Genomic DNA, 16,412 nt, shown 5'->3' on the forward strand with positions numbered 1-16,412 from the left:
TCTTTTCTATTACCGCCTACCTTAACGATTCAGCAACCCCGCTTATTGATACAAATCAAATTCGCTCTCATATACTCCTTAAGAGGTATATGACTGATTTACCTACATTTTTATAAGTTACGGAATTGACTGGCTTTTCGTGTTTGTATAAATAGCGTACAAATTAAGGGGTTTTTGTATGAATTGGCCTACATCACCTGGAGAGGTGGGGGATGCGAGGTATATGCCGGATGGCGCGGACACCATCCGGTAGTGTACAGGCCGGGTAAGCGGAAGCGTCCCCGGCAGTGAGATTAATGCGTGGCTGGAGCGTTATGCTGGCGATGGCGCGTGACAAACCCAAGAACAAAGCACATCACGAACACAACGGCATACAAGCCGTTAGCCGTTTGCAGTGCCGCCATTGGACCGCTATGAGCGACGATCGGGCCAGTGACGACGAAAGTAAGCATGGTACCGATGGTGCCGCAAGTCAGAACGAAGTTAACCAGTTTAGGTGAGGCGACCTTCGTCTGTTGGGAACCGAGGGTAATGATGGTGGTATAAATCGCGCTGGAGAAGAAGCCCAGCGTCAGAATGAACCACGGCATATGCTCTGGCGTACCGGTGATAAACAGATACATCAGGATGGTGGCCAAACCCGCCAGTACGGTCAGGATGCGCTGCAGATCGAAGAAACGCAGAATAAAGCTAAATGCCCACATGCCAACCATGTAAGACATCCAGAAGTCGCTGACCAGTTTACCCGCATCACCCAGGCTCATGCCCAGACTTTTGGCATATTCCGGTACCCATGAGATAAAACCAAGCTGGCCGAGGATGTAGCATAAAGCCGCAATGGACAGAAACAGTACGCCAATGCCCCATTTTTCTTTTACTACCGGTGCGTCTGACTGCTGCGCGTGTTTGCCAAGCGCCGGGAATTCGCAACCGAAGGTCAGCAGGAAAATAGCGACATAGACCAGGCCGATGCAGGCATAAACCCAGTACCATTCAATGCTGCGCGCTAACAGGAACGCCGCCACCATCGGGAAAATCATGCCAGCCATGCTGAAGAAAGAGTCCGTAAACAGCAGGCGAGAACCGCGCTGGCGACCTTCATACATCTGCGTGACCAGGAATGTACCAATCGACATGGTGATACCGCTCACCAGCCCAAGGACAAACATTGCTGCTGAGAACAAGGCCAGGCTATGGCTGAGCATCAGTCCGGCGACCGCCAGAACCATCAGGATAAAGCCAAAGCGCAACTGGGTTTTCAGGGGCACAATCTCCATCAGCCATGCATTCAGGAAGATAGAGATCAGGATGCCGGCATTCAGGAAAGTGAAGGTGTTACTCATACTGGAAACGGGCAAATGGAAGTAATCTGCGATATTTCCCATCACCATCCCGGTGACAATTACCAACGCGCCTGTCAGGGCGTAGGAGAGAAAGCTAATCCATGTGAGCTTAATGCGGTTGCTGTTAGTCATGACTGGCCTGTATAGAAGTGTAAGGCGCATTGACTGCGCCGTGAGCGGGCAGATTTTAGGCGCTTTAGTGACGCATTTAAATATTTAATGGCAATAACTTGCTCCGTTACATTTTTGTATGTGATCTCGATCACAATGAGTATTGCGACTGTGAGGTTACATTTGTTTCAAGTACGTAAAATTAAGTAAAGGGATGGCCTTGTCCTTGAAGGCTCTTTAGAATCAATTCACTTGCTTCATTTCTGCTCTTGTTAAGGAATTCTCATGCTCAAATCGACTCTGGCGGCTGTTGCAGCTGTTCTCGCTCTTTCCGCTCTCTCCCCTGCAGCACTGGCAGCAAAAGGTGACCCACATGTCCTGCTGACCACCTCTGCGGGTAACATTGAGCTGGAGCTGAACAGCCAGAAAGCCCCGGTTTCAGTGCAAAACTTTGTCGATTATGTGAACAGTGGTTTCTATAACAACACCACGTTCCACCGTGTGATCCCGGGCTTTATGGTACAGGGCGGCGGCTTCACCGAGCAGATGCAGCAGAAGAAACCTAACCCGCCAATCAAGAATGAAGCCGATAACGGGCTGCGTAACACCCGTGGCACGATTGCGATGGCGCGTACAGCAGATAAAGACAGTGCGACCAGCCAGTTCTTTATCAACATCGCAGACAACGCTTTCCTCGATCACGGCCAACGCGACTTTGGCTATGCTGTATTCGGTAAAGTTGTGAAAGGTATGGATGTCGCGGATAAGATCTCTCAGGTACAGACCCATGATGTTGGTCCTTACCAGAATGTCCCGTCAAAACCGATTGTTATCCTTTCAGCTAAAGTTCTGCCGTAATCGTATTTTTCGCGGGTAGTTCCTGCCCGCGTTCTCTCCCTTCTCTGCGTAACCCGAAATTGCTGCTTATACTTGTGGCAAGTGCCGCTTACATTCAGGGAGGTCACGTGAAAAAACTCACCGATAAACAAAAGTCCAGACTCTGGGAGCAACGGCGTAATGTCAATTTCCAGGGAAGCCGACGACTGGAAGGCGTGGATATTCCACAGGTTACTCTGAACGCGGAAGACGCCCTGGCGCGTCTGGAAGAGTTGAGGAGGCACTATGAGCGATAAATTCGGTGATGGACGTGACCCTTATCTGTACCCCGGTCTGAATGTGATGCGTAACCGCCTGGGGATTCATCAGGCCCAGCGTCTGGCACAAGCGGCATACGAATTAACAGCACTGCGCGCCGCGACGATTGAGTTGGGGCCTTTAAAGCGTGGCTTGCCACACCTGTGCGCCATTCATCGCCAGTTATACCAGGATATTTTCGACTGGGCGGGGCAGTTGCGGGAAGTTGATATCTACCAGGGCGATACTCGCTTTTGCCATTTTGCCTATATCGAGAAAGAGGGCAATGCGCTGATGCAGGATCTGGAAGAGGAGTCCTGGCTGGTGGGATTGCCGGAAGACAAATTCGTCGATCGCCTCGCGCACTATTATTGCGAAATTAATGTGCTGCATCCGTTTCGTATTGGTAGCGGTCTCGCGCAGCGTATTTTCTTCGAACAGTTAGCGATTCATGCCGGGTATATGCTGAGCTGGGATGACATTCAGGTTGAGGAGTGGAACCAGGCGAACCAGAGCGGGGCAATGGGCGACCTGAGCGCTCTGCGGGCGATATTTCGTAAAGTGGTAAGCGAAGCCCCGGAAACTGAGTAGAATAGCGCGGGTCTTATGTACCGGAGCCGCCATGATCCTGCTTATCGATAACTATGATTCTTTTACCTGGAACCTGTACCAATACTTCTGCGAACTGGGCGCTGATGTTCTCGTCAGGCGTAACGACGAGCTGACGCTGTCGCAAATTGACGCGCTGAATCCGCAAAAAATCGTGATTTCCCCGGGCCCCTGCACGCCGGATGATGCCGGTATCTCGCTGGACGTTATTCGCCATTTCGCGGGCAACATCCCGCTGCTGGGCGTGTGTCTCGGTCACCAGGCGATGGCGCAGGCGTTTGGCGCGACCGTGGTTCGGGCAGCAAAAGTGATGCACGGTAAAACCTCGCCGATTACGCATAACGGGCAGGGCGTTTTTCAGGGACTCGCCAACCCATTAACCGTGACACGCTACCATTCTCTGGTGGTTGCCCCCGAAACGCTTCCTGACTGCTTTGAAGTGACGGCCTGGAGTGAGACACAGGAGATCATGGGTATTCGCCACCGCGAGTGGGATCTGGAAGGTGTGCAGTTTCACCCGGAGAGTATTCTCAGCGAACAGGGGCATCAGCTGCTGGATAATTTCCTCCAACGGTGATTTATGGTTGCTATTCAGTGATTTTTTATTCATATTTTGTGATTATAATTTCACTAGCATTTCTGCTTAACAGGGTGGTAATGACATGGCAACTGAACAAACTGCGATTACGCGCGCGACATTCGATGAAGTAATTCTGCCGATTTATGCACCGGCTGAGTTTATCCCGGTAAAAGGAAAAGGGAGTCGAGTCTGGGATCAACAGGGCAAAGAGTATGTTGATTTTGCGGGCGGCATTGCAGTTACCGCGTTAGGGCATTGCCATCCGGCGCTGGTTGAGGCGTTAAAAACCCAGGGCGAAACCCTGTGGCACACCAGTAACGTTTTCACCAACGAACCAGCGTTGCGCTTAGGTCGTAAAATCATTGATGCGACCTTTGCTGAACGCGTGCTGTTCATGAACTCTGGTACCGAAGCCAACGAAACCGCCTTTAAGCTGGCGCGTCATTATGCCTGCGTACGCCACAGCCCGTTCAAAACCAAAATCATTGCCTTTCATAATGCGTTTCACGGTCGTTCGCTGTTTACCGTATCTGTTGGTGGGCAACCGAAATATTCCGACGGCTTTGGACCAAAACCGGCGGATATCATCCATGTGCCGTTTAACGATCTGCATGCGGTAAAAGCGGTGATGGACGATCACACCTGTGCGGTGGTGGTTGAGCCAATTCAGGGGGAAGGCGGAGTTACTGCGGCAACCCCGGAATTCCTGCAAGGTTTACGTGAACTCTGCGACCAGCATCAGGCGCTGCTGGTATTTGATGAAGTGCAGTGTGGGATGGGGCGTACCGGCGATTTATTTGCCTATATGCACTACGGCGTGACGCCGGATATCCTCACCAGCGCTAAGGCGCTCGGCGGCGGCTTCCCGGTGAGCGCCATGTTGACCACCCAGGAAATTGCCTCCGCGTTCCACGTGGGTTCGCACGGTTCCACTTACGGCGGCAATCCACTGGCCTGTGCAGTTGCAGATGCCGCGTTTGATATCATCAACACCCCGGAAGTGCTGGAAGGTATTCAGGGCAAACGTCAGAAGTTTGTGCAGCATTTGCAGCAGATTAATCAGCAGTTCGATATTTTCAGCGATATTCGCGGCATGGGGCTGTTGATTGGCGCCGAGCTGAAGCCGCAGTTTAAAGGCCGGGCGCGCGATTTCCTCTACGCCGCCGCGCACGAAGGGGTGATGGTGTTGAATGCCGGGCCGGACGTAATGCGTTTCGCGCCGTCGCTGGTGGTGGAAGACGCGGATATCGAGGAAGGGATGCAGCGTTTCGCGCAGGCTGTCGCGAAGGTGGTGGGCTGATTGCCTGATTGTCGGATAAGGCGTTTACGCCGCCATCCGACAAATCTCTTAACCTTTCATATCCCGCAGTCGGCGGCTCAGCCAGATGCCGTGGTGTGGGCGCTGACGCCATGCGACCGACGAAATGGTGTGCATGGTGTTCAGATGCCCCAGAACCCGTTGCAGATGCTGCTCCAGGGTGCTTAACGGACCGTGGGACAGCATCTCTGGTGCCTCGAGAATATTCACATCGCCCGAGCTTCCCGGTCCGTCATACTCCAGCCGCTGCTGACAGCGCTGGAGCGCAATTTCGCAGGACTCCAGATACCGCTGTGCCAAATCCGGCGTCAGCATCGTATGTTCCCTCGCCAGGGTGGTCATCGCGTTGATGTGTTCGACAATAAACTGGCTGTGCGTGACCCACAGTTTCATATCTGCCAGATAGTGCGAGTTAAATCCCGGCTCCTGCATTGCCTGATTCAGTGAGTTAAACAGCGTGTTATGCGCCTGGTTGACCCGCATGCGTTGATACGCCAGCGGCGTGGCCTGCGGATCGTTGCTGAGGATCAGGCGAATGGCTTCCTGATCGGCTTCTAACGCATCGTGGGCGTTCTTACGCAACAGACCACTCTGCCACTGCGGCCACAGCCAGAGCGTGCCGCCAAAGGCGATTAAGCAGCCAATCACCGTGTCGACAAACCGCGGTACGATAAATTGTTCCCCGTTAAGCGTCAGCAGTTGCAGGGTGTATACCGCCGTAACCGTAAAGCCAACGGTGGCCCAGCCGTAGTTTTTGCGAATGATCAGATAGCTGCCTAACGTGATCAGCAACATGCCTGCCAGCGTGAAACCTTCCTGAATATGAAAGTGCAATGTGACGCCCGCAATCACCAGTCCGACGAGCGTCCCCACCGAACGATGCAAAATACGCACCCGGGTCGCCCCATAGCCATTTTGCGTGACGAACAGGATCGTCATCAAAATCCAGTAAGGTTTAGGCAGATGTAAGGCGCTACCCATCAGGCTGGCGATACTCAGCATGACGCTTATGCGCCCGGCGTTACGCAGCGCCGGGGATTTCAACGACAGATAGTTTTTCAGCGCCGGGATCAACGGCAACCGCCGCTGTTTGTCTGCCATTAAATCACGGGCATACAGCGGGCGCTGGGTCCGCAGCACACGAGCAATACGACTGAAGTGCCAGTAGCAAAATTGCCCCACCGGATTGTCCGGATGCTGGTTGGCGATTTTCTCCAGCGAGCCAATCTGCTTTTCCATTGAGAAACGAGTCGGTAAGCGGTGATACAAGATATCATCGGCCAGTACGCGCAGGCGGGCGGCGACGGTACGCGCGTTCCAGCGAATCACCTGTTCCGCGTGGCTTCGCTCGACCAGCTTTTGCACCTCTTCCGGCTGATGCAAGCTAACTGAAATATGTTCCTGCAAATCGAGCGCTTCCTGAAAGGCACGCAACAGTCGCTTGTATTCATTATTGTGATGCGCCGACAGCATATGCATTTGCTGGTAGCACTGGGTAATCAGATCCACCGCTTTTTGTTGACGAACCAGCAACGGAGGCAGCGCTTTTTCTGGATCGGCATGCTGGGTCAGCAGACTGTACTTGGCCTCACAGTAATCGGCTAATTCGCGGTACAACAGGCTGAGCGATTCACGCAGTGGCTGCTCACGCCACATCCAGAACCAGAACCAGTTGAACAGACCGTACCACAACGTACCCAGTGCATAGATCAGCAATGGCTCCCAGACGGGCATGTTCCCGGCAAGGCTTAACGTGAAAATTGCCGCGATGAGTGAGGCTGGCAGCAGTCGCGCATGCAACGGGCTTAGCTCGGCGGTTACGCCAAGAATTAGCGTCAGGCCGGTGAGGATGAGCGGCAGTGGTATATCTTGCGCCAGCAGTAACTGCATGATCAGGCTGCAACCGGCAAACAGCGATGCGCCAATAACTAAACGTTTAAAAAAGCGTTTATGCGGGGTATCAAGACCGGCAATGTTGCAACAGGCAGGGACGAGGGAAAACAGAAGCCCCAGATGAAGCTGACCAATGATAAGACCGACGGCCACAGGTAAACACAGCACCAGGGTCTGTCGTAGTGCGTAGTTGATCTCGGGGTGATAAATCAGTCTTCGCCACATCGGAGCAAACAAAAATGGCGCGCTACCGGGTAACGCGCCATTTCGATGGGATTAACGTGTGCCGTAAACGACGATGGTCTTACCGTGAGCGGAGATCAGGTTCTGATCTTCCAGCATCTTCAGAATACGACCAACGGTCTCACGGGAGCAGCCAACGATCTGGCCGATTTCCTGGCGGGTGATTTTAATCTGCATACCGTCCGGGTGAGTCATCGCGTCAGGCTGTTTTGCCAGATTCAGCAGAGTCTGAGCAATACGACCGGTGACGTCGAGGAAGGCAAGGTTGCCTACTTTTTCAGACGTGACCTGCAGGCGACGAGCCATCTGAGAAGACAGGCGCATCAGAATATCCGGGTTGACCTGGATTAATTGGCGAAATTTTTTGTATGAAATTTCAGCGACTTCACATGCGGTTTTGGCCCGTACCCAAGCGCTACGTTCCTGGCCTTCTTCGAAGAGGCCTAATTCACCAATAAAATCGCCCTGATTCAGATAAGAAAGGATCATTTCTTTCCCTTCTTCGTCTTTGATCAGCACTGCCACTGAGCCTTTAACGATGTAATACAACGTTTCCGCTTTTTCACCCTGGTGAATCAGCGTGCTCTTCGATGGGTACTTATGAATATGGCAATGAGACAAGAACCATTCGAGAGTCGGGTCTGTTTGCGGTTTGCCAAGCACCATGCGCGGTTATCCTCTGTTATAAGCTGTCTCCAGAGCCAGAAAACGACGCTGCCTCTGGGTTTGCAAAAATGTGCTTCCCGCTACCTGGGAAGGGGGCTACTAAAAATATACTGCAGCCTGTAATGTGATGTCCTCTGCATACATGCAGTACGTCAATGTATTACTGTAGCATCCCGACTGTTTTAGCATAGCTTTCGCCGTGTGTCTCCTGGTGTCTCGCTTCAGCATGACGCAGGTCGCCTTCCGTTGCGAGAATTGTTATGTACGCGTAATCTGTCAGGAAAATTGAAACATTGGAGTTACGAATTATGCAAGCGCGTGTAAAGTGGGTTGAGGGGTTAACCTTCCTCGGTGAGTCCGCCTCTGGCCACCAAATTTTGATGGACGGTAACTCCGGTGATAAAGCGCCGAGCCCGATGGAAATGGTATTAATGGCTGCAGGTGGTTGTAGCGCCATCGATGTGGTGTCGATCCTGCAAAAAGGGCGTCAGGATGTGACCAACTGCGAAGTGAAACTCACCTCTGAGCGCCGTGAAGAAGCGCCGCGTTTGTTTACCCACATCAATCTGCATTTCATCGTCACCGGCAACGATCTGAAAGAGGCGTCGGTCTCCCGTGCTGTTGATCTCTCGGCGGAAAAATATTGTTCTGTGGCATTGATGCTGGAAAAGGCGGTGAATATTACCCACTCCTATGAAGTGGTTGCTGCGTAATACGTGATGCCCGATAAGCGTAGCGCCATCGGGCACATCCCGTACATCACTCTATCTTTTTACCTTCCATCAATCGCTGGACCAGCGGCAGCATAATCAATTCCATCGCCAGACCCATTTTGCCGCCAGGTACGACTAATGTATTGATGTGGGAAATGAATGAGCCTTGCAGCATGGCCAGAAGCCACGGAAAGTCGATCCCTTCGAGATTACGAAAATGAATGACCACAAAGCTTTCGTCCAGCGACGGAATGCTCTTGGCTGCAAAGGGGTTTGAGGTATCGACGGTGGGTACGCGCTGAAAGTTAATGTGCGTACGGGAAAACTGCGGCGTGATGTAATTGATGTAATCGTCCATTGAGCGCACAACCGAGTCCATCACCGCTTCACGCGAGTGTCCACGCTCGCTGGTATCGCGGGTCAGCTTTTGGATCCATTCCAGGTTAACGATCGGCACCACGCCGACCAGAAGATCGACATGCCGGGCCACATTTTGCTGTGGGGTGACGACGCCGCCGTGTAGCCCTTCATAGAACAGGACATCCGTCGGTTCAGGCAATGGCTGCCAGGGGGTAAACGTTCCCGGGACCTGGTTCCACGGTACGGCTTCATCGTAGGTGTGCAGATATTTACGCGACTGACCTGTTCCCGTCTGGCCGTATTCAATGAAGGTTTGTTCCAGCAGACCAAAGTCATTGGCTTCGGGACCGAAATAGCTGATATGCCGCCCGGCATCGCGCGCTTTGCGAATCGCCATGTCCATTTCTGGACGGGTATAGCGATGAAAACTGTCACCTTCCACCTCGGCGGCGCGCAGATTTAGCTGCGCGAAAATTTTACGAAACGCGAGGCTGGTGGTGGTGGTCCCCGCGCCGCTGGATCCTGTTACCGCAATCACCGGATGTTTGGCAGACATAACAACTCCATGAATAGGTTGATTTTTTATTATAGTCGGCCGTCGGCTACGGATTACTCGTGAATCTGCTTCCTCGGCATGATGTTGACCGTTTCATGCAGTTCGGACCACACCAGGACGGCTTCACCTGATTGTAGTTGGCGTTTGACGTCGGCGACTTTTTGTTCGAGCGAGCGTTCATGTTCACCATAATCGGTGCCTTCGCGCAAGACAAAGCTTTCAATCAGATTGTCCAGTGCGTCCGGGGAGATGTCTTGCCAGGGGATAATCATGATGACGCCTCCAGATACGTTGTCAGCCAGTCGGGAATTCTTGATTCCAGCCACATCTCAGGGCGGCGCACCGTGCCGCCAATAAATCCGACGTGTCCACCGTGTTCAGTTAACTGGTACTCCACCTGTGAGGGCAGGTTTTCCGGTTCAGGGATCACGTGATGATCCATAAACGGATCGTCCTTGGCATGGATAATCAGCGTCGGTTTGGCGATCTGATTAAGCAATGGCATGGCACTACACTGCCGGTAATAGTCTATAGCATCGGCAAAACCGTGGATTTTGGCAGTGATGAGATCGTCAAAATCACGAATGCGACGCAGGGATTTCAACTGGGTCAGACTCACCGGCAGCGAACCCGGGTAGGCCTGTAGCTTACGCGAGGCGTTAGCTTTCAACAAATTGAGCAGATAGCGTTGGTAGACGCGTGAGAACCCCTTCTCCATATGGTAGCTACAGGCTTCCAGCACGAAAGGCGCAGAGACAATAACCGCTGCATCAATGGGAATGTCGTTGCCTTCTTTGGCCAGCAGGCAGGCCAGCATGTTCCCGCCGAGTGAATAGCCTACCGCCGCGGTCGGCACACGACCAAACTCGCGCTCCAGCCAATGTAAAAACCAGGTGCCATCTTCTGTTTCACCAGAATGATAAATACGGTTGAGACGATTTGGCTCGCCGCTGCAGCCGCGAAAATGCATCACCACGCCCAGCCAGCCACGCTTTTGCGCTGCTTCAATCAGGCCATGTGCGTACGGGCTGTTCAGACTGCCTTCCAGACCGTGAAAAACCACCAGGCGCGGTTTGTGCTTCGCCTGTTGCGGATCTTCACTCCATGCCAGATCGACAAAGTCACCGTCGGGTAATTCCAGACGCTGCCAATGGGCGTCGAACTTCACCTTGCGGCGAATTAAACGCGGCAGCATTGTCTGCAAATGGCGGTTACTGATACCGCGCATAGGGCGGAATTCTCGCGAATCATCAGTAGGTGGGATCATTTCTGTGGACGTGATTTCAACCATAACACCAGAGCAATTAATAATCGGAAAGAATAACTATACCGCGCGCAGCGCTTGCGGGTTAGCCAATATGTGATTTTGTCGCTAGTCAGTCAGCAGGTTACGCGAGAAAAAATGAAAATCGACGTCGGGCTTTCGTCGCCACAGGCGAGCTTTACGCGTCCCTGTCGCCACGCTTTCTCCGGTATCTTCAAACATTCCTGACGCTTCAAAGCGGCGAATCAGACTTTTACGCTGGATCGACTGACCGAGGATCACCTCGGTGGCTTCGAGCAGTTGCCCATGGGTAAATGTCTCCGGCAAGCAGTATACAGGCAGGAGTGAGTACATCGTTTTTTGCCGTAAGCGATGCAGGGCCGCCGTAATGATATCTCCGTGGTCGAACGCGAGTGAATAATTTTTCAGCTCATCAACCGGGACCCAACGGGCATTGCTGACGCTGGCGATGTGCGGCGCACAGTCTACCCAGGCGATTAGCGCAAACCAGGTAACCGTCAGACTCCAGCCGCGCGGGTCGCGATCCGGGCCGGAAAAGGTATCCAGTTGTTCCAGCCACGAAGGCAAAACACCTGTTTTTTCAGTGAGCTTGCGTAGCGCTGTGGCGCGAGTGGAGTCATCGTGCTCGATATCAATGAAGCCACCAGGTAATCCCCAACGCCCTTTTTGCGGCTGGTTTGCACGTTCAACCAGTAATACGCACAGCGCCTGTTGATGCAGGGTAAACAGCACGCTATCGACCGTCACCAGAGGTGAGGGAAAGCGGCGGGCATCGTATTGATTCAGGTAGTCGGCTTCGGTGGTCATAAAGTACTCACGATGATTTGCAACGCCCACAAGTGTACCAGTCCAATACCGGGGGGCAAGGTTCGTTTTTTCTTATTATTTATCAGTTGATTATGCCGCAGTCTAAAAATAATGCATTTTGTGCTTGCTTAATATGTGTCTTAGGGACATTATTAATTGTGTCTAAGGGACACAATTAAAGGTGAGCGTGATGAGCATAAAACTGACACTAACGTTGGACGACCAGGACTACGGAATGACGCACGGTGTTTTTCCTGATGGCGCCGTCTGGTTGAAGGTTACTGAAGTATTACCTCCCTTTGCTCGTCTGATGCGCATTCGTGCGACGGCGATGCACGACATGAACGACTTTATGCTGTTGGCGCAACTGGTGGAGGCGGTTCGCCATCAAACGGATGTACTGGTCAGTCATCTCGAGCTTCCCTGGTTGCCGTGGGCACGTCAGGATCGCCATATGGTGGCGGGTGATAGCTTTGCGCTGAAAGTCTTTGCCAGCCAGCTCAATACGCTGCAATTCGATAAGGTGAAGGTGCTCGATCCGCACAGCGACGCGGCGGCGGCAGCTATCAATAATTTTGTGGCGATTTCACAAGAGACTTGCCTGCTGCACAGCGCGACTTTGCAGCGCCAGTTCCAGCAAAAAACGCTAATGCTGGTCGCCCCCGATGCCGGAGCGCTGAAGAAAATTGATGCCGTTGCCAGAGCGGTCGGTGTAGCGGAGTACGCCGTCCTGAGCAAAAAGCGCGATGTAGCAAGCGGCAAGCTGAAGGGATTTGCTTTAGTGGCTGGAGACGTGAGGGGCAGGGATATGCTGATTGTTGATGACCTGTGTGATGCCGGCGGTACGTTTATTGGTTCTGCGCAGGTACTCCGTGATGCAGGTGCCCGTAGCGTCAACCTGTATATCACCCACGGTATTTTCTCTAAGGGCGTCGAACACCTGTTTGCTAACGGTATTGATGCTATCTACACCACCACCTCTTTCGCTGCCCCGACGCTGGAACATCCGCAGCTTGAGCTTATCGACATTGACGCGATTTACCGCGCCTGAGGGAGATACTGATTATGAAAATGAACCCGATTCTGGCTATCGACGGCTACAAAGTTTCTCACCGCGTACAGTATCCGCAAGGAACCAGCCGCGTGTATTCCAACTTTACCCCGCGCAGCGATCGCTTTTTCTCCTCGCCGTTGGTGGATGGCAAACTGGTGTTTTTTGGTCTGCAAGGTTTTCTGCAGTGGTTTCTGGTTGATCTGTTTAACGAGGCGTTCTTTGCCCGTCCGGAAGACGAGGTGGTCAGGGAATACAAACAGGTCATGGACAGCTATCTCGGTAAAGATGCGGTAGCGGTTGATCATATCCGCGCCCTGCATCAGTTGGGCTATCTGCCGCTTCACATCAAAGCGCTGGATGAAGGCAGCAAAGTGCCGATGGCGGTGCCCGTTTTAACTATCATCAATACCCAACCTGAGTTTTTCTGGTTGGTGAATTACCTGGAGACCGTGCTGTCGGCAGAACTGTGGAAGGCGTCAACAAATGCCACGATAGCTCACCACTACCGCAACATCTGCGCGCGGTGGGCAGAGAAAACCTGTAGCGACCTGGCGCACCTTGACTTCCAGTGCCATGACTTTTCCTTCCGCGGCATGTCCGGATTGCAGGACACCATGCAGGCGGGCTGCGGCCACTTGTTGAGCTTTAAAGGGACCGACAGTATTCCATCTCTGCTGTACGCCCGCGATTATTACACCGACGGCGAGCCCTATTTTATCGGCGCCAGCATTCCGGCGACCGAGCACAGCGTGATGTGTATGGGGGAGCGTGAGCATGAGATTGAAACCTTCCGCCGCCTGATTGCCGATCTCTACCCGCAGGGATTTGTGTCGATTGTCTCTGATACGTGGGATTACTGGCAGGTGCTGACGGAGTACACCCGCGAGCTGAAGAGCATCATTCTGGCGCGGGAGGGACGGGTGGTTTTCCGCCCGGACAGCGGTAACCCGGTTGAGATCCTGTGCGGTACTGGTGCGGATGAGGATACCCGAGCCGATCGTACGGCACAGGAGAAAGGCTCTGTGGAGGTGCTGTGGGAGATATTTGGCGGCACGGTTAACGCCAAAGGTTACAAGGTGCTCGACCCACATGTGGGGCTGATTTATGGCGATTCCATCACCCTTGAGCGGGCGAATGAGATCCTGCATCGTCTGGAAGCGAAAGGTTTTGCCAGTTCAAATGTGGTGTTTGGCGTCGGTTCTTTTACCTATCAGTACAACACGCGTGACACCTTCGGTTTTGCGATGAAAGCTACGTGGGGAGAAGTCGACGGTAAAGGGCGAATGATCTTTAAAGAGCCGAAAACCGATAATGGTTTAAAACGCTCTGCCCGTGGTTTGCTGCGTGTGACGAGGAATGAAGCAGGTGATTTATGCCTGCATGACGAACAGACCTGGGAGCAAGAGCAGGAAGGGGAACTGAAAACTCGTTTTCTCAACGGCAAGCTGTTTAACCGTCAGCATTTCGACGAAATCCGCCAGCGTCTGGCGGCGCAAAGGTAATTTCCCGCAAGCGGGTAGCATTACCCGCTTCCTCCTCCCTCCCGGCGTAAATTGATCATCGTCACAAATGGTTACTTCAATTATTACTCTCAAGCTAATGATTCTTTCCTACGCTTAATTGATGACTTTCTCACCAGGGTGCACACTCTTTCCAGTGTTAAGCAATCAAAATGATTAGCTGAATCAGGAGGTTAATAATGTTATCTGGGCAAACGCCAGCACGAGTCTGGAACACCCGCCGCACGGAAAAACAGCGCCGTCTGGCTTCCGTTCCGGTGCAGGGTAAGGTGCTGCCGACCGCAGACCTGACCGCGATGCTGGAAAAACTGATCGCGCCGGGTGACCGCGTGGTATTAGAAGGGAATAACCAAAAGCAGGCAGATTTCTTGTCCCGTATGCTGGCTGAGGTGAACCCGCAGATTGTGCATGACCTGCACATGATCATGCCAAGCGTCGGGCGCAGCGAGCATCTGGATATCTTTGAAAAAGGCATCGCCCGCAAGCTGGACTTCTCCTTCTCCGGCACCCAGAGCCTGCGTATCTCGCAGCTGTTGGAAGATGGTCAGCTGGAAATCGGCGCCATCCATACTTACATCGAACTTTACTCCCGTCTTTACGTCGACCTGGCCCCGAACGTGGCACTGATTGCCGGTTATAAGGCTGACCGTAAAGGCAACCTCTACACCGGGCCGAGCACCGAAGATACGCCAGCGCTGGTGGAAGCCGCCGCGTTCCACGATGGCATTGTTATCGCGCAGGTGAACGAACTGGTGGATGACGAATGCGACCTCCCGCGCGTGGATATTCCGGGGTCCTGGATTGACTACGTGGTTGTCGCCGACAAGCCGTTCTTTATCGAACCACTGTTTACCCGCGACCCGCGTTTGATCAAACAGGAACACATCCTGATGGCGATGATGGCGATTAAAGGCATCTACGCGGAACACCAGGTGCAGTCGCTGAACCACGGTATCGGCTTCAACACCGCGGCGATTGAACTGCTGCTGCCAACCTACGGCGAACAGCTGGGGCTGAAGGGCAAAATCTGTAAACACTGGACCCTGAACCCGCATCCGACGCTGATCCCGGCGATTGAAAGCGGCTGGGTAGAAAGCGTGCACTGCTTCGGCGGCGAGCTGGGGATGGAAGAGTACATCCGCGCCCGTCCGGATATCTTCTTCACCGGTTCCGACGGCTCCATGCGTTCCAACCGCGCCTTCTGCCAGCTGGCAGGTCAGTACGCGGTGGATATGTTTATCGGCTCCACCTTGCAGGTTGATGGCTACGCCAACTCCTCCACGGTGACCCGCGGTCGTCTCTCCGGCTTCGGCGGCGCGCCGAACATGGGCCACGATCCGCACGGTCGTCGCCACGCGACCCCAGCCTGGCTGAACATGATCACCGAACCAGATCCGATGCAGCGCGGTAAAAAACTGGTCGTGCAGATGGTGGAAACCTTCCAGGCCGGTGTGAAACCAACCTTCGTTGAGAAACTGGATGCGGTAGACGTGGCGAAAGCCTCCGGTATGCCGCTGGCGCCGGTGATGATTTACGGCGACGACGTGACCCACGTGCTGACTGAAGAAGGTATCGCCTACCTCTACCGCGCCAAAGATCTGGAAGAACGCCGCGCGATGGTCGCTGCGGTTGCCGGTATCACCGATATCGGTCTGGGCGTAGACGCTAAGCGCGTTGCCGAGCTGCGTCAGAGCGGCAAAGTGGTCTACCCGGAAGATATGGGCATTCGTCGTACCGACGCCACCCGTTCGCTGCTGGCAGCCGGTAGCGTCGCTGACCTGGTGGAATGGTCCGGCGGTCTTTACAACCCACCTGCGAAATTCCGGAGCTGGTAATGAAACTTCTGCCCCAGATTCAGGTTGAAGGCGGTGCCGAATGGCTGGCGCGAACCGCCACGCAGTGTCTGATTGACGAAGCACGATTAAGCCCGAAACCCGGTCTGGTGGACAGTCGGGGGAACGGCGCGCACCACGATTTATCGCTTGCGCTAATGGAGCGCTCCGCGCACAGCCTGACCCCCACGTTTCAGGCGCTTGCGCAACAGAGCGGGCGGCGGCCAGCCGATATTGCGCTGAGACAAACCGTAGGGCGACTCGGCCGAGAAGGTGAGAAACAGATGATGGCCGCCACCGACGGCGTGAATACCCACCGCGGCGCGATTTGGGCGCTGGGGCTGCTGGTCAGCGCGGTGGCTATGCACGGCGGCGTGGGCAGCGCGCA

At 53.7% G+C, this 16,412-nt stretch carries 16 protein-coding genes and 1 pseudogene; 10 read left to right on the forward strand and 7 right to left on the reverse strand.

Annotated features, from left to right (window positions below):
* Window positions 1–293: 293 nt before the first annotated feature.
* Window positions 294–1,475, reverse strand: a complete 1,182-nt coding sequence (gene tsgA / locus FDX11_RS19780) for an MFS transporter TsgA (protein WP_061381017.1) — start codon at window positions 1,473–1,475, stop codon at window positions 294–296.
* Between the two features lie 264 nt (window positions 1,476–1,739).
* Between tsgA and ppiA the strand changes: the two genes are divergently transcribed.
* The 5 genes from ppiA (at window position 1,740) to FDX11_RS19805 (ending at window position 5,077) form a co-directional block, all read left to right on the forward strand.
* Complete coding sequence (gene ppiA, locus FDX11_RS19785; protein WP_003023595.1) at window positions 1,740–2,312, forward strand: peptidylprolyl isomerase A; 573 nt, start codon at window positions 1,740–1,742, stop codon at window positions 2,310–2,312.
* Between the two features lie 107 nt (window positions 2,313–2,419).
* A complete protein-coding gene (locus FDX11_RS19790; protein WP_064507016.1) occupies window positions 2,420–2,587 on the forward strand; it encodes a YhfG family protein in 168 nt (55 codons plus the stop codon).
* The gene (locus FDX11_RS19795) at window positions 2,577–3,179 is read left to right on the forward strand and encodes a putative adenosine monophosphate-protein transferase Fic (protein ID WP_042312036.1); all 603 of its coding nucleotides are present in this window, start codon (window positions 2,577–2,579) and stop codon (window positions 3,177–3,179) included. The genes FDX11_RS19790 and FDX11_RS19795 overlap by 11 nt, the downstream gene beginning before the upstream one ends.
* A 31-nt stretch (window positions 3,180–3,210) precedes the next feature.
* On the forward strand, window positions 3,211–3,774 hold the full coding sequence (gene pabA / locus FDX11_RS19800) for an aminodeoxychorismate synthase component 2 (protein ID WP_042312037.1): 564 nt from the start codon (window positions 3,211–3,213) through the stop codon (window positions 3,772–3,774).
* 85 nt (window positions 3,775–3,859) lie between these two features.
* Window positions 3,860–5,077 (forward strand): aspartate aminotransferase family protein, encoded by a 1,218-nt coding sequence (locus FDX11_RS19805; protein WP_137361497.1) that lies wholly within the window; start codon window positions 3,860–3,862, stop codon window positions 5,075–5,077.
* Between the two features lie 48 nt (window positions 5,078–5,125).
* Here the strand turns inward: FDX11_RS19805 and FDX11_RS19810 are convergent, their stop codons facing one another.
* On the reverse strand, window positions 5,126–7,213 hold the full coding sequence (locus FDX11_RS19810) for a YccS/YhfK family putative transporter (RefSeq protein ID WP_042312042.1): 2,088 nt from the start codon (window positions 7,211–7,213) through the stop codon (window positions 5,126–5,128).
* 51 nt (window positions 7,214–7,264) lie between these two features.
* Window positions 7,265–7,897: a cAMP-activated global transcriptional regulator CRP gene (crp, locus tag FDX11_RS19815; protein WP_000242758.1), complete on the reverse strand. Its 633-nt coding sequence runs from the start codon at window positions 7,895–7,897 to the stop codon at window positions 7,265–7,267.
* 308 nt (window positions 7,898–8,205) lie between these two features.
* Here crp and FDX11_RS19820 point away from each other — a divergent pair, with 308 nt between their 5' ends.
* Window positions 8,206–8,610, forward strand: a complete 405-nt coding sequence (locus FDX11_RS19820) for an OsmC family protein (protein ID WP_006687378.1) — start codon at window positions 8,206–8,208, stop codon at window positions 8,608–8,610.
* Between the two features lie 46 nt (window positions 8,611–8,656).
* On the opposite strand, the gene FDX11_RS19825 is transcribed toward FDX11_RS19820, so the two are convergent.
* The 4 genes and pseudogenes from FDX11_RS19825 to FDX11_RS19840 form a co-directional block, all read right to left on the reverse strand.
* Window positions 8,657–9,526, reverse strand: coding sequence for a phosphoribulokinase (locus FDX11_RS19825; RefSeq protein WP_042312044.1), 870 nt, complete (start codon window positions 9,524–9,526; stop codon window positions 8,657–8,659).
* A gap of 53 nt (window positions 9,527–9,579) precedes the next feature.
* A complete protein-coding gene (locus FDX11_RS19830; RefSeq protein WP_003023615.1) occupies window positions 9,580–9,798 on the reverse strand; it encodes a YheU family protein in 219 nt (72 codons plus the stop codon).
* Window positions 9,795–10,854: pseudogene (locus tag FDX11_RS19835) on the reverse strand (hydrolase). The gene FDX11_RS19830 and the pseudogene FDX11_RS19835 overlap by 4 nt, the downstream one beginning before the upstream one ends.
* 44 nt (window positions 10,855–10,898) lie before the next feature.
* Window positions 10,899–11,618, reverse strand: coding sequence for an NUDIX domain-containing protein (locus FDX11_RS19840; RefSeq protein WP_137398425.1), 720 nt, complete (start codon window positions 11,616–11,618; stop codon window positions 10,899–10,901).
* 190 nt (window positions 11,619–11,808) lie between these two features.
* On the opposite strand from FDX11_RS19840, the gene prs reads away from it, so the two are divergent.
* The 4 genes from prs to FDX11_RS19860 all read left to right on the forward strand — a co-directional run.
* Entirely contained in the window at window positions 11,809–12,669 is an 861-nt protein-coding gene (gene prs / locus FDX11_RS19845; RefSeq protein ID WP_137398420.1) for a ribose-phosphate diphosphokinase, read from the forward strand.
* Window positions 12,670–12,683: 14 nt separating this feature from the next.
* Window positions 12,684–14,174, forward strand: coding sequence for a nicotinate phosphoribosyltransferase (locus FDX11_RS19850; protein ID WP_137398421.1), 1,491 nt, complete (start codon window positions 12,684–12,686; stop codon window positions 14,172–14,174).
* A gap of 197 nt (window positions 14,175–14,371) precedes the next feature.
* A complete protein-coding gene (gene mdcA, locus FDX11_RS19855) occupies window positions 14,372–16,027 on the forward strand; it encodes a malonate decarboxylase subunit alpha (RefSeq protein ID WP_038634792.1) in 1,656 nt (551 codons plus the stop codon).
* Window positions 16,027–16,412, forward strand: a 386-nt coding sequence (locus tag FDX11_RS19860) for a triphosphoribosyl-dephospho-CoA synthase (RefSeq protein ID WP_212734572.1), incomplete at its 3' end; no start/stop codon positions are given. The genes mdcA and FDX11_RS19860, both read left to right, overlap by 1 nt.

This window comes from Citrobacter sp. wls714, from assembly GCF_005281025.1.
Lineage (GTDB): Bacteria > Pseudomonadota > Gammaproteobacteria > Enterobacterales > Enterobacteriaceae > Citrobacter > Citrobacter werkmanii.